We start from the raw sequence: 20,764 nt of genomic DNA on the forward strand, positions 1-20,764 counted from the left end.
GGGATCGGGGATGCTCTATCTGGTGAAGGTCCGCGTGGACCTGACCAAGCTGGCCGAGTTCGGCACGAAGATCGCCGACCACGAGTTCGACAACAGCAGCACGAGATGGACGTACTGCCGGCAGGACGATCCAGCCGTCGGATACAGCCTCTGGGAGACCACCGACGAGGCCGAGTTCGCGCGGAAGTTCGACCCCTACCGGCCGTACTACCAAGACATCGAGGTGACCCAGGTGGTGCTACCGGCCGAGGCGCAAGCGCTCCTCACCGACAGTGCTCCGCGCTCGTAGCTCCGCTCCGCGCTCGTAGCTCCGCTCGGGTCAGGCGATCCCCGCGGGCTGCCGCTCGCGGCGCCAGCCGTTCCAGTGCCAGTGCAGGTAGCGGTCGACCGCCCGCACGATGTGCTGGCTGCGGATCGAGGGGAACACGTCGAACGCGTGTTGCGCGCCGGGGAGCTCGGCGTACACGACCGTGGCGCCGGAGACCTCGCGCAGGCGCTGAACGAACAGGCGCGCCTGCTCGACGGAGACCAGCGAGTCGTGGGCCCCGTGGAGCACGAAGAAGTCCGGCGCCTCCTTGCCGACCCGCAGCAGTGGCGTGCCCGCCTCGAAGACCTCCGGGTCCTCGGCCCAGCTGCGCTTGACCACCCGGGGCGCGAGGAACTTGTCGCGCATCAGCTCCGCGCTGCGCAGGCCGGTGCAGCCGGCGAAGTCGTAGACACCGTAGTGGGGGATCGCGACCGCGACGCTGGTGTCGGCGTCCTCGAAGCCGGGCTGGTACGCCGGGTCGTTGGCGGTCACGGCCGCCAGCGCGGTCAGGTGGCCGCCGGCCGAGCCGCCGGTGATCGCGATGTAGTCGGGGTCCCCGCCGTACTCCTCGATGTGCTCGCGCACCCAGGCGATCGCGCGCTTGACGTCGACGATCTGGGCCGGGAACGGGTCGCGTGGTGCGAGGCGGTAGTTGATCGCCACGCACACCCAGCCCTTGGCGGCCAGGTGGTGCATGAGCGGGAGGCCCTGCTGGTCCTTGTTGCCGATCGTCCAGCCGCCGCCGTGCACCTGCAGCAGCACCGGGGCGCCGGTGATGTCGCCCTCGGCGGGCCGGTAGACGTCCAGCAGTCCGCGCTTGCCGTGGTCGGGCGCGTAGGCGATGTTCTTGTCGACGCGGACCGCCAGGTCGCGCATCCGGAACGGGTTGACCAGGCGCCGCCACGGTACGGCGAGCTCGGCCGGGGTCGGTTTCGCGTCGAGCTGCTCGACGTAGTCGGCGCCGAGGCCCTCGACGAGGGCGTCCTCGGCCTCGGTGCGGACCCGCCGCGCCTGGTCGACCAGGTACGCCTGTCCGGCGAGGTTGGCGGCCGCCAGCACCAGACCGGCACGGCTGCGCCGGCGGCGGCGTGTGTGGGCCACCGTGTCGGCCGCGGTGAGCGCCATCAGGTGCGGGGCGAGCTCGGAGGTCAACCAGCCAGCCATGAACGACGGGATCGCGACCCGGAAGCCCGGTACCGGCCGGATCGCGTTCGCGGTCATGACGGCGGTCACGATCTGGCGGCGCAGGAACGACATGCGACAAATGTAGAACCTGTTGCCGGTGGCCTCGGTCGCGGTGGATCGCGTGACGTCCGTCACCCGTGCCGCGTACGGTGAGTCCCTCGTTAGGGGCGAGAACGAGTTCTAGTCGAAGGCGGAGGGCACATGGAGCGGCTGTCGGGGCTCGACGCGAGCTTCCTCTACCTCGAGACCCCTGCCCAGCTGATGCACGTCTGCGGCGTGATCGTGCTCGACCCGGGGACGATGCCCGGAGGCTATGAGTACGCCGCCATCCGCGACGGCATCGACGCCCGAGTGCGCGACGTGCCGGCCTTCACCCGCAAGCTGCGCAAGGTCCCGATGGGGCTCGACCACCCGATCTGGGTGCAGGACCGGCACTTCGACATCGACCGGCACGTGCACCGGCTCGCGCTGCCCTCGCCCGGTGGCTACGAGGAGCTCACCGAGCTGACCGGCCACCTGGCCGGACTGCCCCTGGACCGCTCCCGGCCGCTCTGGGAGATGTGGGTGATCGAGGGCTACCGCGACGCCGAGGGAGTCGAGCGGGTGGTGGTGTTCTCGAAGATGCACCACGCGACCGTCGACGGCGTCTCCGGCTCCAACCTGATCTCTCACCTGTGCAGCCTCGAGCCCGGGGCGGACATGCTCTCGCCCGGCGACGTCGGCGGGGCCGGGCGTGACCCGAGCCAGACCGAGCTGTTCGGGCGGGCGTTGATCAGCAACGTCACCCGGCCACTGAACGCCGTACGCCTGGTGGCGCCGTCGGTGCAGCTGGTGACCAGGACGATCAGCCGGGCCCGGGAGGGCACGGCGATGGCGGCGCCCTTCTCCGCGCCGCGGACCTCCTTCAACGGCACGATCACCAGCAGCCGCGCGATCGGGCTGGCCGACCTGGACCTCGACGTGATCCGCCAGGTCAAGAACGCCACCGGCACCACCGTCAACGACGTCGTGCTCGCGGTCGCCGGGGGCGCCCTGCGCAGCTACCTCGAGGACCGGGGCGAGCTGCCGTCGTCCTCGCTCCTGGCCACGGTGCCCGTCTCGGTGCGCGAGCAGTCCAAGCACGAGGGCGGGGCCAACAAGGTCTCCGCGCTGTTCGCCAAGCTGGGCACCGACACCGAGGACCCCCTCGAGCGCCTGCGCGACATGGCCGAGCGCAACAAGTTCGCCAAGGAGCACCACTCCGCGATCAGCGCCGACTCGCTCCAGGACTGGGCGGAGTTCGCCGCGCCCCGCACGTTCGGGCTCGCCGTGCGGGCGTACGCCGGGCTCCGGCTTCCCGAGCGGCACCCGGTCGTGCACAACCTGGTGATCTCGAACGTCCCTGGGCCCCCGGTCCCGCTCTACTTCATGGGCGCCCAGATCCTCGCGCTCCACCCGCTCGGTCCGGTCTTCCACGGCGCGGGCCTGAACATCACCGTGATGTCCAACAACGGCCGGATGCACGTCGGGATCATCGCGTGTCGCAAGTCGATGCCCGACGTGGACGACCTCGTGCGGAGGTTCCCGGCGGAGCTGGCCGCGCTCGAGGCAGCCGTGGCGGCGTCCCAGAACCCCGCTCCGATCAAGAAGCCCCGCAAGCGCGCGACATCACGTTGACCCGCCCGAAAGTTTCGGGCGGGTCAACGTCTTGTGCTGCTGGAAGTCGCGCCGGCGGGCGTTGACGGTGTCGACCGCCTCCATCAGGGCCGGCACGAACCGCTCCGACTCCAAGACGCACGAGGCGTGGCCGGCGTCGATGTCGTGGATGGTGGCGCCGGGGATGCGCCGGGCCAACGCGATCTGGTTGCTCGGCGGCAGCACCTTGTCGCGCAGCGTCACCACGACCGCGGTGGGCACGTCGATGCGGCCCAGCCACGGACGTGAGTGGTGGCGCCCGAGCGCGGCGACCGCCTGACCGACCGCCCAGGGGCTGGTCTGCCGGAACTCGCTGAGCACCCAGTCGTGCATGTCCTCGGGGTCGAGATCGAGCGCCCGCGCGGTCTGCCGCGCGGCTCGCACCGCCGTACGCGACCGGGAGACGCCGCGGGCGCCGGCCATCGCGACCTCCAGGCTCTGGTGGAAGAGCCGTTCGGCCACCGAGGAGCGGAACCGGTCGGTGGTCGCGCACAGCACAAGTCCGTCGATCTCGTCGCCGTGCTGGCGCCAGACCCGCTGGGCGATGATCGAGCCCATCGAGAAGCCGGCGACGATCACGTGGCGCAGGTCGAGGGTCTCGATCAGGGCGGCGACGTCGTCGGCGCAGTCGTGGATCGAGAACTCCGGGGACTGGATGCCGCGCCCGTGCCAGCGCTGGTCCATCGTCACCACGCGGTAGCGCCGGGAGAGCGGCTCGATCGAGGGGAACCAGGTCAGCAGCCCGGTGCAGCCGACTGCGTGCAGCAGCAGCACCGTGGGGGAGTCCGGGCTGGGACCCGGGGTGTCGGTGACGTACGTCGACCCGCGGCCGGGCAGCTCGACCACCGAGCCTGCGGGGATCCGGGCTCGCGGTACGTAGTAGCGGCGGCGCACCAGGGCGCCGGGCGAGAGTGGGTGCACCCTCGACCTCCCTCTCGACGGACGTAACCGTTCTAGAGTAGAACAGGTTACAGTTTTGCACGTCAGGTACCCCCAGGACCGGCAGGAGATGCGCGTGGGTCAGGACGGTTACACCGAGGTAGACGCCGGCGGCGCCGAGGCTGCGGAGTCGGCCGAGGCGGTGCGCTCGGTCGTCACGGAGGCGCTCGCGCGGGCCGGCGATGCCCTGTCCGACGAGGGGGCCGGCGCCACCTGGCAGGCGCTCGCCTCGGCGGGCCTGCTCGCGCTCGCCGTCCCCGAGGAGCAGGGCGGCGAGGGACTCGGCCTCGCCGAGGTCGCCGTGCTGCTGCGCGAGACCGGTGCCCGCGCGATCCAGCTGCCGGTGTGGGAGACGCTGTGCTGCGGTGCCCTCACCCTCGCCGCGGCCGGATCCGCCGAGCAGTGCCAGGTCCTGCTGCCCGGAGTGGCCTCGGGCGAGAAGCTGCTGACGCCCGCACTGCGCGAGGTCGGCGCAGGCATCCCGGAGCGGCCCACGACGACGTACTCCCTCGTTGACGGAGCCGGCACCGTCACCGGTCGCAAGATCGGGGTGACGTACGCCGACCGGGCCGCGCGGCTGCTGGTGTCCTGCACCGACGGCGACCGTGCGGTCGTCGCGCTGGTCGACCCGCAGGGTCCTGGCGTCCAGCTGTTGGAGTCGCCGTCCTCGATGCGCTCCCCGCAGCACACCGTCGTCCTCGACGGCGCGCCGGCGGAGCTGCTCGAGGGCGCGGACGCGGCCCGCACGCTGCGCGAGCTCGCGATCGCCGGCCTCTGCCTCACCGCCGCCGGGGTCGTGGCCGGGGCACGCGACCTGACCGCTGCGTACATCAAGGGCCGCACGCAGTTCGGCCGAGCGCTCGCCGAGTTCCAGGCGGTCGCCATGCAGGCCGCCGACGTCTACATCTCCTCACGCACGCTCGACCTGGCCGCGCAGAACGCCGCGTGGCGGATCGGCTCCGGACTCGACGTGACCGACGACCTCGCGGTCGCGGCGTACTGGGTCTGCCGGGAGGCGCCGGCCGCGATGCGCACCTGCCACCACCTCCACGGTGGGATGGGCGTCGACGTCACCTACCCGATGCACCGCTACTTCTCCTGGATCACCGACCTCACCCACGCCCTCGGCGCCCAGCCCGACGACGTGACCCTCGAGGACCCGACGACCAAGAACCTCGAGCTCACCGCCTCGCAGCGGACCCTCAAGGCCGAGCTCCGGGACTACTTCACGGGTCTGGCCGGGCGCGAGGAGCACGAGGAGATGGGGGTCGACCGCCACGGCGAGACCTACCAGCGGGTGATCCGCCAGATGGGCGCCGACGGCTGGATGGGCATCGGCTGGCCGCAGGAGTACGGCGGGCACGGGCTCGGCGAGATCGAGCAGACGATCTTCGCCAACGAGGCGCAGCGCGCCGACGTGCACCTGCCCGCGGTCACCTTGCAGACGGTCGGGCCCACGCTGATCAGGTACGGCACCGAGCGGCAGAAGGACCTGTTCCTCGGGCGGATCCTGAAGGGTGACGTGCACTTCGCGATCGGCTACAGCGAGCCCGACGCCGGCACCGACCTCGCGTCGCTGCGCACCACCGCGCGACGCGACGGCGACCACTACGTCGTCAACGGGCAGAAGCTCTGGACCACGGGCGGTCACCAGGCCGACTACATCTGGCTCGCGTGCCGCACCGACCCCGACGCGCCCAAGCACAAGGGCATCTCGATCCTGATCGTCGACACCACCGACCCGGGCTACTCCTGGACGCCGATCATCACCGCCGACGGCTCCCACCACGTCAACGCGACGTACTTCAACGACGTGCGTGTCCCGGTCGACATGCTGGTCGGCGAGGAGAACCAGGGCTGGAAGCTGATCACCACCCAGCTCAACCACGAGCGGGTGATGCTCGGTCCGGCCGGACGGCTCGAGGGGTTGCGCGACCGGGTCGCGGACTGGGCGACCAAGGCGGGCGTCATCGACCGGCCCGACGTGCGGCGCACGATGGGCGAGGTGACCGCGGTGTTCCGCGTCAACGAGCTGCTCAACTGGGAGGTCGCCCGCGCCGCGGCCGTGGGTGAGATCTCGGTCGGCGACGCGTCGTCGTCGAAGGTGTTCGCCGCCGACGAGGTGCAGCACCTCGCGGCCGACCTCGTCGAGATCGTGCACCGGTACGGCGATCCCTCGGACGAGGAGACGGCGTACCTGATGCGCTACCTGGACGGCCAGGCCAAGCGCAACCTCGTGCTCACGTTCGGCGGTGGCGTGCAGGAGGTGCAGCGCGAGCTGATCGCGATGTTCGGTCTCGGTCTGCCGCGGGTGCCACGATGATCGCTGACGAGCGCCACGACCGGATCATGGCCCAGGCCGAGGCGATCAAGGCACTCGGCGAGGCCTCGGAGTCGGCCGCGCCGTACCCCGTCAACCAGCCGACGATCGGCACCTGGCTCGACGCGATGGGCTACGACAACGACCGGTTCCGCTCCGGGGAGGCGCCGCCGTCGATGGCCCAGGTCTGGACGATGCCCGGCCTGGGTCGCAAGCGGCCGCCGGAGGACCCGCTGAGCCGGATGACGGAGATCCTGACCGACGAGGGCTACACCGCGGTGCTCGGCACCAACTGCGAGCAGACGTACGAGCGCTACCTGCGCGTCGGCGAGCAGCTGCGGGTCACCAGCGCGCTCGACTCGGTGGTGGGGCCGAAGAACACCGCGATGGGCGAGGGCTACTTCGTCACGTCCCGCAACACCTGGTACTCCGGAGACGAGGTCGTGGCGACCATGTTGTTCCGCGTCCTGAAGTTCATCCCGAAGGAGGCCAACGGTGGTTGAGGTGCGAGCGGACGGAGCCTCGAAACCACCGGTCGTCCGCCCGATGATCGGGCGGGACTCGCGGTTCTTCTGGGAGGGCACGGCGCTCGGCGAGCTGCGCGTCCAGAAGTGCAACGCCTGCGGAGTGCTGCGCTTCCCGCCGGGGCCGGCGTGCCCGTCGTGCGGCGCGTTCGACCGCGGTCACGTCGTCGCGGCCGGCACCGGCACGGTGTTCTCCTACGTCGTGCACCGGCACCCGCCGGTCCCCGGCAAGGAGCTGCCGATCGTGCTCGCGCTGATCGACCTCGACGAGGGGGTCCGGATGGTCGGCGAGGTGCTGGACGTCGCACCGGAGGAGATCGAGATCGGGATGCGGCTGCGGGTGGACTTCAACCGCATCGACGACGAGCTGACCCTGCCGATCTGGAGGCGCGCATGAAGCAAGGCGACACCCTTCCCGAGTGGTCGCTGCCGCTGACCCCGACCACGATCGTGAGCACCGCGATCGCGACCCGGGACTGGCAGGACGTCCACCACGACCGCGACGTCGCCCAGGCGGCCGGGTCGAAGGACATCTTCATGAACATCCTGACCAGCAACGGGCTGGTGGAGCGATACGTCGTCGACGCCCTCGGCCACGACACCGAGCTCAAGGGGATCGCGATCCGGCTCGGCGCCCCGGCGTACCCCTACGACACGCTGACGTTCCGCGGCGAGGTCACCGGCGTCGAGGACGGCGTCGCCACGATCGCGGTCGTCGGCTCGGTCTCGCTGGGCGACCACGTCACCGGGACCGTGAAGGTGGTGGCTCGGTGACGACCCCGTCCCTGGGCCTGGGCGGCAAGGCCGCGATCGCCGGCATCGGCGCCACGGAGTTCTCCAAGGAGTCCGGCCGCTCCGAGCTGCAGCTCTCGGTGGAGGCCGTCCAGCACGCGCTCGCCGACTGCGGGCTGACGCCCGCCGACGTCGACGGGCTGACGACGTTCACGATGGACACCTCCTCGGAGATCGCGGTGGCGCGCGAGCTGGGCATCCCCGAGCTCCGGTTCTTCAGCCGCATCAACTACGGCGGCGGGGCGGCCTGCGCGACCGTCCAGCAGGCCGCGATGGCGGTCGCGACCGGCGTCGCGGACGTGGTGGTCTGCTACCGCGGCTTCAACGAGCGCTCGGAGAGCCGGTTCGGACAGTTCTCCGTCGCGGCGGCCACCCAGGTCAACACCAACGGACTCGACAACGCCTGGACCTACCCGATGGGCCTCGGCACGCCGGCGGCCACGGTGGCGATGCAGGCGCGCCGCTACATGCACGAGTACGCCGCGACCTCGGAGGACTTCGGCCGGGTGGCCGTCGCCGACCGCCGGCACGCGGCGACCAACCCGGCGGCGTTCTTCTTCGGCAAGCCGATCACGCTCGAGGACCACCAGGCCTCGCGGATGATCGTCGACCCGCTGCACCTGCTCGACTGCTGCCAGGAGTCCGACGGCGCGGTCGCCCTCGTGGTGACATCGGCGGAGCGGGCACGCGACCTGCGGCAGAAGCCGGCGTACATCGCGGCGGCCGCGCAAGGCAGCGGCGCCGACCAGTTCGTGATGACGTCCTACTACCGCGACGACATCGGCATCCCCGAGATGGGTGTGGTGGGCCGCGAGCTGTGGCGACAGTCGGGCCTGGGGCCCGACGACATGCGGATGGGCATCCTCTACGACCACTTCACGCCGTACGTGCTGATGCAGCTGGAGGAGCTCGGCTTCTGCGGCAGGGGAGAGGCCCCGGGGTTCATCGCCGACGGAGCGATCGAGGTGGACGGGAAGTTCCCGCTCAACACCCACGGCGGACAGCTCGGCGAGGCCTACATCCACGGGATGAACGGCATCGCCGAGGCTGTCCGGCAGGTCCGCGGCACCTCGGTCAACCCGGTCGACGGTGTCGACCACCTGGTCGTCACCGCCGGCACGGGTGTCCCCACCAGCGGACTCATCCTCTCCGCGTGACCGTCAGACGTTCTCGTAGGCGTCCTTGACCTCGGCCGGCGACGCGGCGTTGGGCTGGGAGATGCGCACGTGGTTGCCGAACGGGTCGCGGATGCCGAAGTCCGTGCCGTAGGGCTGCTCGACGGGCTCCTGAGTGACCTCGACGCCGGCGCCGGAGAGCGCGGCGTACGTCGCGTGCACGTCGTCGGTGAGCAGGAACAGCCCGCCGAGCGCGCCCTTGGTGACGAGCTCGCGCACCTGGGCGGCCGTGGCCTCGTCGTGCTGCGGACCGCCGACGAGCTCCAGCAACAGTGCGGTGTCCTGGCCCGGCACGCCGATGGTGAGCCAGCGCATGAAGCCGAGGTCGATGTCGTCGCGGACCTCGAACCCGAGATGGGTCGTGTAGAAGTCGAGTGCCTCGTCCTGGTCGAGGACGGGCAGGGAGCGGATGTTCAGGCTGGTGATGTGGTTGTTGGTCATGACCACGACGCTAGGTGCCGAGGGCGGGCACCTGCTTCTCCAAAACGACTGTCTCGACTACGCGGGGTCGCGCGGGCGGGTCCAGGTCGCGATGAAGCACGAGGGCACGGCGACCGGCGCATGGCGTTCGCGGAACCGGGTCGGGGAGTGGCCGACGATCCTGCTGAACGTGGCGCTGAAGGTCCCGAGGCTGGCGAACCCCGTGTCCCACGCGATCTCCGTGATCGGACGGTCGGTCTGGCGCAGCAGCGTCATCGCGCGCTCGATCCGACGGCGCTGCAGGTAGCGGTGCGGCGTCTCGCCGTACACCTGCTTGAAGACCCGGCCGAACTGCGACGCCGACAGATGGGCGATCGCCGCCAGCGTGGGGATGTCGAGCGGCTCGGCGTAGCGCCGGTCCATCTCGTCACGCGCGCGCAGCATGCGGCGGTTGACGTCCTCGCGCCGGCTCAGCTCCACGGTCGCCGAGACTAGTCGGCCTCGGGCTCAGCGCGTCGAGCCCGGAGCTTGTCGCCGAAGAACGTCAGCACCCGGGCGACGGCCTCCTCGGAGCGCTGCTCGGTGAGGGTGGAGTGGCCCTTGCCGTCGAGGTCGACGCGGAGGAACGCGTCGCCCAGCTCCCGGGAGAGGGTCTCGAACCGGGTGCCGACGGCCCGGTCCCCGGCGTAGCGCAGGCCGAGCACCTCGCAACCACCGGCGGCCCGCTCCTTGACGGCAGCCAGGTCGGCGGGGGAGAGGTTGAGGTCCGCGGCTCGGGACCTGCCGACGGGGAACGGCAACGAGGGCTGGGCGAGGACGGGCGCAGCCACGGACGGATCGACCATCATCGCCAGGGCGAACCCGCCGGTGAAGCACATACCGAGTGCCCCGACGCCGGGACCGCCGAGCTCGTCGTGCAGGGTGCGGGCGAGGTCGCGCAGCCACACCGCGATCGGTGAGGTCTGCCCGGTCGCCATCGTCGTGAACTCCTTGCTCACGCACACCCGGGGCAGCACCTTCGCGATCGCGCCGACGCTCATCGGCGCCTCGGGCGTGCCGAACAGGTGCGGCAGCACCACGGTGTAACCGGCCGCGACCAGCTCCTCGGCGTACCCGATCACCTTCGGCGTCAGGCCGGGGATCTCGTGGATCACGATCACCCCGGGACCGGTGCCCTTGCGGTACGTCGGATGGGTCGTCCCGTCGGCCGTGTGCTCGCCGTGCGTCCAGCTGTCGAGGAGGGTCATGCCGGCACAGTATGGCGATCAACGCTGCGGACGCCGTACGCCGCGCGTCGGCGGCGCCGTCATCGGGTCCTCGGGCCAGGCGTGCTTGGGGTAGCGGCCGCGGAACTCGGCGCGCACCTGCGGGTAGCCGTTCGCCCAGAACGACGTCAGGTCGGCGGTCACCGCCGCCGGCCGCCGGGCGGGGGTGAGCAGGTGGAGCAGCAGCGGGACCCGGCCGTCGGCGAGGCGTGGCGTGGCCGCCCAGCCGAAGACCTCTTGGAGGCGCACCGCCAGCACCGGCTGCTCAGCGTCGTAGTCCACGCGCACGCTCGAGCCGCTCGGCACCTCGACCCGCTCGGGCGCGAGCTCGTCCAGCCGCCCGGCCTCGGGCCACGGCAGCAGGCGACGCAGCGCGGCGAGCACGTCGATGCGGCGCAGGTCGCGGCCGCCCCGGATCCGGGCGAGCTCGGGGCCTAGCCACGTCTCGACGGCGTCGGAGAGCGCCTCGTCGGACACGTCCGGCCAGGGCGCGCCGAGAGCCCGGTGGAGGAACGCGAGTCGAGCCCGCAGCGTGGTCGCGGCTTCGCTCCAGGGCAGGGCGTTCACGCCCTGCTCGCGCAACCGCTCCCGGACCGCGGCCGCCACCAGCGCGGGAGGTGGGTCGCCGATCGTGGCCGATGACAGCTCGATGGCCCCCAGGGAGACCACCCGGCGGGCGACGACCCGGTCCTCGGACCACGCGACCTCCTCGACCTCCTGCCAGGACGCCGACGCCGCCTCCAGCGCGAGGTCCTCGGTAAGCGGGGCGGCCGAGCGGACGGTGGCGTCGCGGGCGCCGGGCCGACGGTCCGCGTCCGCGATCGCCAGCCACGGCAGTCCCGCGAGCGGCGATCCGGCGGGTACGACGGCGCCGGTGCCCGACATCATCAGGTACGCCGTGCCGCCCGGCCGGAGTCGGGCGATCCGGTCGGGGTGGGCCAGGGCGACCACCAGCCCGACGGCCAGGTCATCGGTGAGGCCGTCGGTGGGCGCGGCGCGATGCTCGATGCCGGTCACCGCCGCCTCGAAGCGCTGGGCCGACGCGGCCCACGCGGTCCGGTCGGGCCCGCCGCGACGGACCGCCCGCAGCGCGGCCACGAGGTCGGCGCCGGGGGCGCGCAGGTCCTCGGACAACAGCGCCACGATCTCCGCCGTACGCCGCGCACCGACGACGCCGGCCCCGTCGAGCAACGCGCGAGCGAGCCGCGGATCGGTGCCGAGCTCAGCGATCCGGCGACCGCGGTCGGTGGCCGATCCGTCCTCGGTGATCGCCCCGAGGCCGACGAGCGTCGCCCGTGCCACGACCATCGCGCTCTCCGGTGGCTGGTCCAGGAGCGCGAGCCCCGCAGGATCGGGGCTGCCCCAGGTCGCGATCTCGAGCGCGAACGACGTGAGATCCGCGGTCGCGATCTCCGGCGTGGGATGGGCAGGCAGGTGTGCGTGCTCGGCCGGAGACCAGCAGCGGTAGACCGAGCCGGGCGCCTCGCGCCCGGCTCGCCCGGCTCGTTGCTCGGCTGCCGCCCGGCTGGCGGACACCGTGACCAGGCCGGCCAGGCCGCGACGGTGGTCGATGCGGGGCTGGCGCGACAGTCCGGCATCGACGACGGCTCGCACCCCCGGGACGGTCAGCGACGACTCTGCCACGGCGGTCGAGACCACGACCCGGCGGCGCGGGCCGGGGGCGAGCGCCAGGTCCTGCTCCCGAGGGGGCAGCCGCCCGTGCAGGGGCCTGATGTCCGCGTCCGCGCCGGCCAGCCGGGAAACGACGCCCGCGACCTCAGCGGCCCCCGGCAGGAACGCCAGAACATCGCCGTCCTGCTCGGCGAGCGCGCGGCGGACGCACGCCGCGACGTGGTCGAGGAACCGGGGCGTGAGGCCTCGGTCGTCGGCTCGCCGCACGCCGGACGGCAGCGGGCACCAGATCTCGGTGACCGGGTGGAGCGCGGCGGGGACGGCGACGACCGGAGCCGGCGACGTTCCCCCGAGGACGGCCGCGGTGCGCTCGGCCTCGATCGTGGCGGACATCGCGACGAGCGGGAGGTCCGGGCGCAGGTGGGCGCGCACCTCGAGGAGCATCGCGAGGGTGAGGTCGGAGTCGAGCTGGCGCTCGTGGACCTCGTCGAGCACGACGGCTGCGACACCGGGGAGCCCGGCATCGCGCTGGAGGCGACGCAGCAGGACGCCGGTGGTGACGAACTCGACCCGGGTGCCGGAGCCGACCTGGCGGTCGCCACGCACGGAGTAGCCGACGGTCCGACCGACCGGCTCGTCGAGCAGATGGGCGAGCCGGCGGGCCGCCGCGCGGGCGGCGATCCGGCGGGGCTGGGTCACGACCACCCGTCCGTCGAGCATCCCGGCCACGGCGGGCGGCACCAGCGTGGTCTTGCCGGACCCCGGTGGTGCCTGGACGACGGCGGTCCCGGTGGACCGCAAGGCGGCGACGATCTCGGCGAGACCGTCCCGCACGGGCAGCTCAGGCGGATCCGCGAGCAGCCTGTGGATCGGGTCGTCCTGATCGGACCCCGAGCCCGAGGTCAGCGAAGCCCCTCCACGTGGTCGGGCACGTAGTTCGTGTGGTCGCGCGGCGGCCGGACGTAGCCGGTGGAGGCCGGCCGCTCGGGCACGTCGATCTCCGGCAGCGGCACCTCGCGGTAGTCCAGCGTCGAGAGCAGGTGGGCCATCATGTTCAGCCGCGCCTCCTTCTTCACGTCGCCCTCGACGACGTACCAGGGGGCCTCGGGGATGTCGGTGTGGACCATCATGTCGTCCTTCGCGCGGGAGTAGTCCTCCCAGCGGGTGATCGACTCCAGGTCCATCGTGGAGAGCTTCCACCGCCGCATCGGGTCCTCGACGCGGGCCTTGAACCTGCGGTGCTGCTCCTCGTCGCTGACCGAGAACCAGTACTTGCGCAGCAGGATGCCGTCCTCGACCAGCAGCCGCTCGAAGATCGGGCACTGGTGCAGGAACCGCCGGTGCTCCACCGGCGTGCAGAAGCCCATCACGTGCTCGACGCCGGCGCGGTTGTACCAGGACCGGTCGAAGAGCACGATCTCCCCGGGGCTCGGCAGGTGCTCGACGTACCGCTGGAAGTACCACTGCCCGCGCTGCCGCTCGCTCGGCGCGGGGAGGGCGGCGATGCGCGCTACGCGGGGGTTGAGGTACTGCGTGATCCGCTTGATCGCGCCGCCCTTGCCGGCCGCGTCACGGCCCTCGAACACCACGACCAGGCGCTTGCCCTCGGTGCGGACCCACTCCTGGACCTTGACCATCTCGGCCTGCAGGCGGAACAGCTCCGCCTCGTACTGCGCGTCGCTCAGCCGCCTCTTGGACTTCGCCATGCTTCGACCCTAGTCACGCTCGCCGGGTCCCGTCAGGGGACCTGCCTCGACGAGTCGCCGGACGCTGTCCAGGTCGAGGTCGAAGGGGCCGACCCGGGTCAGCACCCAGGTCGCGCCGGAGTCCATCCAGGGCGCGGGATCCTGCTCGGGCTGGAGGTCCACGACGACGTCGACCCCGGTCGGCGCGCCGGCCTCAGCGAGGCTCGCGACGACGGTGGCGACGTCGCCCGGAGCGCTCAGGCCGATCACGAAGAACCCGTCGTGGCGGGCTGCTCTGCGCACGGGTACGGCGTTGCCGAACCGCCCGCCCAGCCACACCGGCACCCGCGGGGCAGGCAGGTAGCGCACGCCACGCGCCGCGTAGTGCTCGCCGTCATGGTCGAGATGCTCGCCGGCGAGCAGGCCGGTCACCACTGCCAGCCCCTCGTCGAGCATCCGGCCGCGGGCGCGGGGGTCGGGCTCGTCGTCGTACGCGCTGAACTCGCCGACCCAGTCGTCGCCCAGGCCGAGCCCGAGCACGAACCGGCCACCGGAGAGGACCGCCAGGCTCGCCGCCTGCCGGGCCAGGACCTGGGGCCGGCGACGGGCCAACGGCGTCACCATCGGGCCGAGGACGAGCCTGCTGGTGCGCATCGCGACCGCCGCGCAGCACACCCACGCGTCCGCGATCGCCTGCACGCGCTCGCCGTACTGGAGGTGGTCCCACAGGAAGAAGCCTTCCCAGCCCGCGGCCTCGGCGCTGGCCGCCAGGTCGCCGATCACGCGCGGGTCGGCCAGGGCGTCGAAGGGCGCGACGAAGAGACCGCGGCGTGCTCGGGGTCGGGTCATGCCCTGCTGTGTCATGGCAGGGAGTATGGACCGCATGCCGAAGCTGCACGCCCTCGAGCTCGTCCCCGACGACGACGGCATCGAGGCCGTCCGCAGCGACTGGCAGCGGCTGCGCGACGCCGGCCTGCCCAGCCAGCTCGACCATCCGGGCCGCACGAACTCGCCGCACCTCACGGTCGTCTCGGCGCCGCTGCTCCCCGATGCGGCCCTCGACGTGGCCCAGGTCCGGCTCGGCTCGCTGCTGCCGGTGCGGGCGCGCGCCGCCGGGCTCCTGCTGCTCGGCGGCGAGCGCGTCACGATCGCGCGGGCGGTGGACATCGACGACGACGTCGTACGCCGGGTGCTGGCCGTGCGCGTGCAGGTGCCCGAGCGCCAGCACGTGGGGTGGCTGCCGCACGTCACGCTGGCGCGGCGGGTCGAGCGTGCCGACGTCCAGCGGGCCCTCGACGTGCTCGGCCACGACGACGTGGTGCTGACACTCACCGAGCTGCGCCGCTGGGACCCCGAGCGCGGTCAGGTCACGACGCTCGCGCAGGCGCGCTGACGGCCACGGCGGCCTTGGCCGGCACCAGGAAGGCCAACGCCACCGCCACCGCGGTGAAGCCGATCGACCACCAGAACGCCCCGTCGAAGCCGCCCGACCCGGCGAGCACGACGGCGAGGACCGCGACCCCGAAGGATCCGCCGAGCTGCTGGGCGACCCGGGTCACGATGCTCGCGTCGGGCATCTCCTCGCGCGCCAGTCCGTCGTAGGCCAGTGTCATCAGGGGAATGACGACCGCCCCGAGGCCGAGGCCGCGCACCAGCAGTGCGAGCATCAGCCACCACGTCGGCGTGGTCGCGTCGGCGAACGCGAACGGCACGGTCGCCAGGGCGAGCACCGCGAAGCCGGCCACCGCGACCCAGCGGCCGCCCATCGTGTCGGTGAGCCGGCCGGCCAGGCTCCGCGACGCCAGGGCACCGACCCCCTGCGGGATCAGCAGCAGACCCGCGCCGAGCGCGTCCTCGCCGCGGACCACCTGCCAGTACAGGGGGAGCAGCAGCATCGCGCCGTACAGCACCGCTCCGGTCAGGAACAGCAGCAGCGTCGAGGTGGCCAGCGGCCGGTGGCGCAGCAGTCGCAGGTCGATCAGCGCCCGGTCGCCGGCGCGGAGCGCCCAGGCGGTGAACGCGGCGAGGAACGCCAGTCCCGCGAGCAGCGGCACCAGTACGTCGGCGCTGCCGAAGCCGCCCTCACCGCCGACCTGGGTCAGGCCGTAGATCACCCCGATCACACCCGGGCTGACGAGCAGCAGGCCGGTGACGTCGAGGCGGACCACCCGTCGGCCCGGCTCGTCGGCGGGCAGCATCCGTACGGCGAGCACGAGGCCGACCAGGCACAGCGGGACGTTGACCAGGAACAGCCACTCCCACGGCAGGCTGCCGAGGATCAGTCCGCCGACCACCGGGCCGAGGATCGGGCCGAGCGCGGCAGGCAGGCTGACCGCGGCCATCAGCCGGCCGAGGTTACGACCGTGGGCCGCCTGCATGAGGAGCGTGGTCATCAGCGGCAGCATCACCCCGCCGCCGAGACCCTGCAGCGCGCGGAAGGCGATCAGGCTCTCGACGTTCCACGCGCACGCGCACAGCACGGACCCCGCCAGGAACGTCACCAGCGAGAGGATCCACAGCCGTTTCCCGCCGAGTCGGCTCTGTGCCCACCCGGTCGCCGGGATGCTCACGAACATCGCGAGGAGGTACGCCGTGCTGACCCACTGGATCGTCGACACCGACGCGTGGAGCGAGGTCCCGAGCTCGTGCAGTGCGACGCTGACGATCGTCGTGTCGAGGATGACCGCGATCGCGCCCGAGATCACCGCGATCGCGATCCGCTTGAGCTCGGGGTCGAGTGCCGTCTCGGGCGGGGCGCCCTCGAGCGAAGTGGTGTCCTGGGCCATCGCGGCACCTTCCAGATTAGATACATGACTGTCTCTTGTGGCACCACGGTAGGCCGGATTGATAAGATACGCAAATGGATCTTGAGAAGGGCCGTCGGCGCCGCGGGGCCGAGCTGGAGGCGGCGCTGCTGGAGGCGACCTGGGCCGAGCTGGCCGAGCACGGGTACGGCGCGCTGACCTTCGACGCCGTCGCCCAGCGAGCCGGCACCAGCCGGACCGTGGTCTACCGGCGGTGGGCGACCAAGCCCGAGCTGGTCGAGGCCACGATCTCGTTCGTCGGCCGACGGCACCCCGCCCGGCCGCCGCACACCGGCAGCCTGCGCGAGGACGCGTTGGCGGTGATGCGCTTCTCGAACGAGAAGCGCATCGGGCTGACCGCCCTGATGACCGCCTTCCTCGGCGGCTACTTCCAGGAGACCGGGACCACGCCGTACGACCTGCGCCGGCTGGTGATCGACGACGACGCGCCCACCGTCCTCGACGTGGTCATGCAGGAGGCCGTCGACCGCGGCGAGATGCCCGCAGGGCTGCCGCGCCGCGTGGTCAACGTGGCGTTCGACCTGTTCCGTCACGAGGCGCTGATGCGGCTCGGGCCGGTGCCCGACGACGTCCTGGTCGAGATCGTGGACGAGGTCTTCCTCCCGCTGGTGAAGGCATCGGTACCGTCTGACACGTGACCGATCGTCCTGGCCTCCCCGAGCTCGACGCCGAGGAGCAGCGGGTGCTGGGCAGCCTGCTCGAGAAGCAGCGCACCGTGCCCGACTCCTACCCGCTGACGCTCAACTCCCTGCGCACCGCCTGCAACCAGTCCAGCAGTCGCGACCCGGTCGTCGACTACGACGAGCAGACCGTCGAGCACACCGCCAAGCGGCTCAAGGAGCGCGGCCTGGTGCGCATCGTGTGGTCCGACAAGGGCCGCCGCACGCTGAAGTACCACCAGACGCTCGATGAGGCGCTCGGCCTCGCCGAGGACGAGCGCGCGCTGCTCACCGTGCTGCTGCTCCGTGGTCCGCAGGCGCCCGGAGAGCTCAAGACCCGCACGGAGCGGCTCCATCCCTTCGCCGACCGCGCGGCCGTCGAGCAGGTCCTCGCGCGGATGGCCGAGGAGGGCCTGGTCCGCGAGCTGCCTCGCCAGCCGGGTCAGCACGACCTGCGCTGGGTGCACCTGCTGGGTGAGCCGGCGGTCGCGCCGGCGATCGCGGCGGCACCGGTCGTCGACCGGGATGCCGTGCTCGCGGACGGGCCCGAGGCGCGCGATGCTCGGGTGCGGGCGGCGTACGACGCGGTCGCGAGCTCGTACTCCGAGCACTTGTTCAACGAGCTGACCGACCTGCCGTTCGAGAGCTGGCTGCTGGACCGGGTCGCCGCGCACGCTGTTGATGACCGAGCCGGTGGCCCCGTGGTCGAGGTCGGCTGCGGACCCGGCCACGTGACGGCGTACCTCGCCGACGCGGGCGCCGACGCGACCGGCATCGACCTGTCGCCGGGCATGGTCGCGGAGGCTCGGCGGCGCTACCCCGACGGGACCTACGAGGTCGGCGACCTGCGCCGGCTGATCCGACCCACGACCGCACCGGGCTGGGCGGCGGTGCTGGCGTGGTACTCGCTGATCCACCTCGGCGCCTCCGAGCTGCCGGGGGCCGTCGGTGCGCTGGCCCGGCCGCTGGACGCGGGCGGGTGGCTGGTGCTCGCGCTGCACGCGGGCGCGGAGATCAGGCATGTCGACGAGTGGTTCGATGCCGAGGTCGACCTCGACTTCGTGCTGCAGGACCGGGCGTACGTCGTCGCCGCGGTCGAGCGGGCCGGCCTCGTCGATGTCGAGTGGTACCACCGAGGTCCGCACCCCGGTCGGGGCGAGACCACGGAGCGCCTGTACGTCATCGGCCGCAAGCCGGCCTGATCCGTTCTACCGTTGCCTAGATTGTCTGGGTATGGTGGTCGGCATGGGCAGCAACCTCATCCGCGGTCACCTCGAAGGCATGGTCCTCGCTCTGCTCGCCGAGGAGCCGGCGCACGGCTACGGGCTGTGCCAACGCATCGCCGCGCGCAGCGGCGGCGAGCTCTCGGTGCCGGAGGGTTCGCTCTACCCGGCACTGCAACGGCTCGAGCGACTCGGGCTGGTGACGAGCTCCTGGGGCACCGAGGAGGGTCGTCGCCGGCGGATCTACGCGCTCACGGCGGTGGGTCGACGGCAGGCGGGTGCCTCGGCTCGGGAGTGGCGAGCGTTCTCGGCGGCCGTCGACCAGGTGATCGGGGGACTGGCATGAGCGCGGTCGAGCGTTACCTCGGGGAGCTCGAGTCGACGTTGCGGGTGCGAGGACGAGCCCGACGGCGCTTCCTGGCCGAGTGCCGCGAGCACCTGGTCGACTGCAGCGCAGAGCGCGGCGACGACGAGGCGGTGCGCCGCTTCGGCGACGCGGCGGAGCTGGCGCGCGCCCTCGACCTCGAGGTGGGCGCCCGGCGCGCGGTCCACGCCACGGTCGTCACGGCCGTCGGCGTCGCCGCCGTTGCTGCCTCCACGCTGGCGCTGATCAACGCTGCCGCTCCGGGTGTCTCCGCCCAGCCGATCTGGGCTGTGGTCTTCTTCGGGGCCGCGCAGACCTGTGCGGTGGCCATGGTCCTGGCTGTCCTCACGCCCGTCGCATCGCGCTACGACGCACCGACTGCCGCCGGCGTCGCCGTGCTGTGCCGCCGCAACGGCCTCGCGCTCGGGTTCGCCCTGCTCACCCTGGTCGCCGCGGGCGGAGCCGTGCCGGGCGAGGCGCCCGCGTGGCAGCTGCTCGCGGGGCCGGTGGTCGCGATGGTGGCGACGGGATACCTGCTGCGAGCTCGGTCCCTGGTCCGGCGTCCGCGCGGCGAGGGCGCTCGGAGCGACGTGTGGTTGCCTCGGCCCGCCACGCTGCTCCCGTCCGGCATCGCCATCGCGGCCGTCGCGGCGTTCGGCTGGGACCTCCTCGACCACGGCACCGCGGGCGAGGCAGCGCAGGCCGCCGCCGTGGAGGCGACGCTCGTCCTCATCGGGTTCCTGGCCCTGGGGCGCTCGCTCGGCCTGTGGGGCGCCCGGACCGTATGACGCCCACCTCGCGGCGACACCACGGCGTGGTGGGCCACAAACCCGGTGCGGTGCGGGTCCGCGGGAACCTAGGGTCGCGGCGATGCACGAGAACGAGGTCCCCGTCCCGGACGAGCTGGCGCGACGGCTGGTCGACGACCAGTTCCCGGCGTACCGCGGGCTTCCGCTGCGCCGGCTGCCCCCGATCGGCACCGACCACCAGCTGTTCCGGCTCGGCGAGGACCTGCTCGTCCGGCTCCCGAGGATCGACTGGGCCGCCGACCAGGCGCACTCGGACTGGACCTGGTTGCCGCGGCTCGCGCCGCACCTGCCGCTGACCGTGCCGGTGCCGGTCGGCCTCGGGGAGCCGGCACACGGCTATCCGTTCGCCTGGACGATCGTGCCGTGGATCGAGGGTGAGAACCCCACGGCCGACAACGTCGATCAGTCGGCCTGTGCCGCAGCACTCGGCGCCTTCGTCCGCACGCTTCGCGGCATCGACGTCATGGGCGGACCCTTGAAGACCGGCAGCTCACGCGGCGTGCCACTGGCCGCGTGTGACGACTGGGTGCGGGAGTGGACGGCAAAGGCGGGGGACCGCCTCGACCAGCGCGCGGTGCTGGCGATCTGGGAGGACGCGCTCGCGGCTCCGCCCTGGGCGCAGGACCCCGTCTGGATCGCCGGTGACATCCAGCCCGGCAACGTGATCGTCCGCGACGGGCGGACGGTCGGCGTCATCGACCTCGGCGTGCTCGGCCTCGGTGACCCTGCCGTCGAGCTGATGCCGTGCTGGGCATGGTTCACCGATCCGGCCAGCCGCGCGGCCTACCGTGACGCCGTCGCCCTCGACGCGGACGCGTGGCGCCGCGGGCGCGGCTGGTCCCTGGTGCCGGCGGTCAGCGGGCTCACCTACTACGAGACCACCTCGCCGTACCACTCGAGGCTGGCGGCGGCGACGATCGCCGAGGTCCTCACCGAGGCTCAGGTGGGCTGAGCCCCACGCCTGTG

The 20,764-nt window shown here is 72.4% G+C and carries 22 protein-coding genes; 13 read left to right on the forward strand and 9 right to left on the reverse strand.

All coding sequences use genetic code 11. From position 1 onward, the window contains the following. Positions 1 to 10 precede the first annotated feature (10 nt). Positions 11 to 289, forward strand: coding sequence for a hypothetical protein (locus tag AC3ANS_RS09650; protein WP_488295945.1), 279 nt, complete (start codon positions 11 to 13; stop codon positions 287 to 289). Positions 290 to 319: 30 nt separating this feature from the next. Here AC3ANS_RS09650 and AC3ANS_RS09655 read toward each other — a convergent pair whose 3' ends face one another. Next, positions 320 to 1,564, reverse strand: a complete 1,245-nt coding sequence (locus AC3ANS_RS09655) for an alpha/beta hydrolase fold domain-containing protein (RefSeq protein ID WP_488295946.1) — start codon at positions 1,562 to 1,564, stop codon at positions 320 to 322. 129 nt (positions 1,565 to 1,693) lie between these two features. On the opposite strand from AC3ANS_RS09655, the gene AC3ANS_RS09660 reads away from it, so the two are divergent. Next, positions 1,694 to 3,148 (forward strand): WS/DGAT/MGAT family O-acyltransferase, encoded by a 1,455-nt coding sequence (locus AC3ANS_RS09660; RefSeq protein ID WP_488295947.1) that lies wholly within the window; start codon positions 1,694 to 1,696, stop codon positions 3,146 to 3,148. On the opposite strand, the gene AC3ANS_RS09665 is transcribed toward AC3ANS_RS09660, so the two are convergent. Then, complete coding sequence (locus AC3ANS_RS09665; protein WP_488295948.1) at positions 3,140 to 4,087, reverse strand: alpha/beta fold hydrolase; 948 nt, start codon at positions 4,085 to 4,087, stop codon at positions 3,140 to 3,142. The genes AC3ANS_RS09660 and AC3ANS_RS09665 overlap by 9 nt on opposite strands. Before the next feature lie 94 nt (positions 4,088 to 4,181). Between AC3ANS_RS09665 and AC3ANS_RS09670 the strand changes: the two genes are divergently transcribed. From AC3ANS_RS09670 to AC3ANS_RS09690, 5 genes are read left to right on the forward strand one after another with little or no spacing between them, the layout of a single operon-like run. Then, on the forward strand, positions 4,182 to 6,428 hold the full coding sequence (locus tag AC3ANS_RS09670; RefSeq protein ID WP_488295949.1) for an acyl-CoA dehydrogenase family protein: 2,247 nt from the start codon (positions 4,182 to 4,184) through the stop codon (positions 6,426 to 6,428). Continuing rightward, positions 6,425 to 6,928 (forward strand): FAS1-like dehydratase domain-containing protein, encoded by a 504-nt coding sequence (locus AC3ANS_RS09675; RefSeq protein ID WP_488295950.1) that lies wholly within the window; start codon positions 6,425 to 6,427, stop codon positions 6,926 to 6,928. Before AC3ANS_RS09670 ends, AC3ANS_RS09675 begins: the two co-directional genes overlap by 4 nt. Next, complete coding sequence (locus AC3ANS_RS09680; protein ID WP_488295951.1) at positions 6,921 to 7,346, forward strand: Zn-ribbon domain-containing OB-fold protein; 426 nt, start codon at positions 6,921 to 6,923, stop codon at positions 7,344 to 7,346. Before AC3ANS_RS09675 ends, AC3ANS_RS09680 begins: the two co-directional genes overlap by 8 nt. Next, complete coding sequence (locus AC3ANS_RS09685) at positions 7,343 to 7,723, forward strand: MaoC family dehydratase (RefSeq protein ID WP_488295952.1); 381 nt, start codon at positions 7,343 to 7,345, stop codon at positions 7,721 to 7,723. The genes AC3ANS_RS09680 and AC3ANS_RS09685 overlap by 4 nt, the downstream gene beginning before the upstream one ends. Then, entirely contained in the window at positions 7,720 to 8,898 is a 1,179-nt protein-coding gene (locus tag AC3ANS_RS09690; RefSeq protein WP_488295953.1) for a lipid-transfer protein, read from the forward strand. Before AC3ANS_RS09685 ends, AC3ANS_RS09690 begins: the two co-directional genes overlap by 4 nt. Before the next feature lie 3 nt (positions 8,899 to 8,901). On the opposite strand, the gene AC3ANS_RS09695 is transcribed toward AC3ANS_RS09690, so the two are convergent. The 6 genes from AC3ANS_RS09695 to AC3ANS_RS09720 form a co-directional block, all read right to left on the reverse strand. Then, positions 8,902 to 9,357, reverse strand: coding sequence for a VOC family protein (locus tag AC3ANS_RS09695; RefSeq protein ID WP_488295954.1), 456 nt, complete (start codon positions 9,355 to 9,357; stop codon positions 8,902 to 8,904). Between the two features lie 57 nt (positions 9,358 to 9,414). Beyond that, positions 9,415 to 9,816: a helix-turn-helix domain-containing protein gene (locus tag AC3ANS_RS09700; protein ID WP_488295955.1), complete on the reverse strand. Its 402-nt coding sequence runs from the start codon at positions 9,814 to 9,816 to the stop codon at positions 9,415 to 9,417. Between the two features lie 11 nt (positions 9,817 to 9,827). Then, positions 9,828 to 10,583 (reverse strand): dienelactone hydrolase family protein, encoded by a 756-nt coding sequence (locus AC3ANS_RS09705; RefSeq protein ID WP_488295956.1) that lies wholly within the window; start codon positions 10,581 to 10,583, stop codon positions 9,828 to 9,830. A gap of 18 nt (positions 10,584 to 10,601) precedes the next feature. Next, a complete protein-coding gene (hrpB, locus tag AC3ANS_RS09710) occupies positions 10,602 to 13,067 on the reverse strand; it encodes an ATP-dependent helicase HrpB (RefSeq protein WP_488295957.1) in 2,466 nt (821 codons plus the stop codon). Positions 13,068 to 13,135: 68 nt separating this feature from the next. Then, complete coding sequence (ppk2, locus tag AC3ANS_RS09715) at positions 13,136 to 13,939, reverse strand: polyphosphate kinase 2 (RefSeq protein ID WP_488295958.1); 804 nt, start codon at positions 13,937 to 13,939, stop codon at positions 13,136 to 13,138. A 9-nt stretch (positions 13,940 to 13,948) separates the two neighbouring features. Beyond that, the gene (locus AC3ANS_RS09720; protein ID WP_488295959.1) at positions 13,949 to 14,767 is read right to left on the reverse strand and encodes an LLM class flavin-dependent oxidoreductase; all 819 of its coding nucleotides are present in this window, start codon (positions 14,765 to 14,767) and stop codon (positions 13,949 to 13,951) included. Between the two features lie 34 nt (positions 14,768 to 14,801). On the opposite strand from AC3ANS_RS09720, the gene AC3ANS_RS09725 reads away from it, so the two are divergent. Next, positions 14,802 to 15,311 (forward strand): 2'-5' RNA ligase family protein, encoded by a 510-nt coding sequence (locus AC3ANS_RS09725; RefSeq protein WP_488295960.1) that lies wholly within the window; start codon positions 14,802 to 14,804, stop codon positions 15,309 to 15,311. On the opposite strand, the gene AC3ANS_RS09730 is transcribed toward AC3ANS_RS09725, so the two are convergent. After that, entirely contained in the window at positions 15,286 to 16,704 is a 1,419-nt protein-coding gene (locus AC3ANS_RS09730) for an MDR family MFS transporter (RefSeq protein WP_488295961.1), read from the reverse strand. The two genes, AC3ANS_RS09725 and AC3ANS_RS09730, sit on opposite strands and share 26 nt — an antisense overlap. A gap of 74 nt (positions 16,705 to 16,778) precedes the next feature. Here AC3ANS_RS09730 and AC3ANS_RS09735 point away from each other — a divergent pair, with 74 nt between their 5' ends. The 5 genes from AC3ANS_RS09735 to AC3ANS_RS09755 all read left to right on the forward strand — a co-directional run bounded on the left by AC3ANS_RS09735 (position 16,779) and on the right by AC3ANS_RS09755 (position 20,750). Next, positions 16,779 to 17,381, forward strand: a complete 603-nt coding sequence (locus AC3ANS_RS09735) for a TetR/AcrR family transcriptional regulator (RefSeq protein WP_488295962.1) — start codon at positions 16,779 to 16,781, stop codon at positions 17,379 to 17,381. After that, positions 17,378 to 18,604, forward strand: coding sequence for a DUF480 domain-containing protein (locus AC3ANS_RS09740; protein ID WP_488295963.1), 1,227 nt, complete (start codon positions 17,378 to 17,380; stop codon positions 18,602 to 18,604). The genes AC3ANS_RS09735 and AC3ANS_RS09740 overlap by 4 nt, the downstream gene beginning before the upstream one ends. Positions 18,605 to 18,647: 43 nt before the next feature. Further along, entirely contained in the window at positions 18,648 to 18,971 is a 324-nt protein-coding gene (locus tag AC3ANS_RS09745) for a PadR family transcriptional regulator (RefSeq protein ID WP_488295964.1), read from the forward strand. Beyond that, positions 18,968 to 19,777 carry an HAAS signaling domain-containing protein gene (locus AC3ANS_RS09750; protein WP_488295965.1) on the forward strand — a complete coding sequence of 270 codons (810 nt, stop codon included), beginning with the start codon at positions 18,968 to 18,970 and terminating at the stop codon, positions 19,775 to 19,777. The genes AC3ANS_RS09745 and AC3ANS_RS09750 overlap by 4 nt, the downstream gene beginning before the upstream one ends. 82 nt (positions 19,778 to 19,859) lie before the next feature. Beyond that, complete coding sequence (locus tag AC3ANS_RS09755; RefSeq protein ID WP_488295966.1) at positions 19,860 to 20,750, forward strand: aminoglycoside phosphotransferase family protein; 891 nt, start codon at positions 19,860 to 19,862, stop codon at positions 20,748 to 20,750. Positions 20,751 to 20,764: the final 14 nt, after the last annotated feature.

The organism is Nocardia sp. 149-1B, assembly GCF_057747975.1.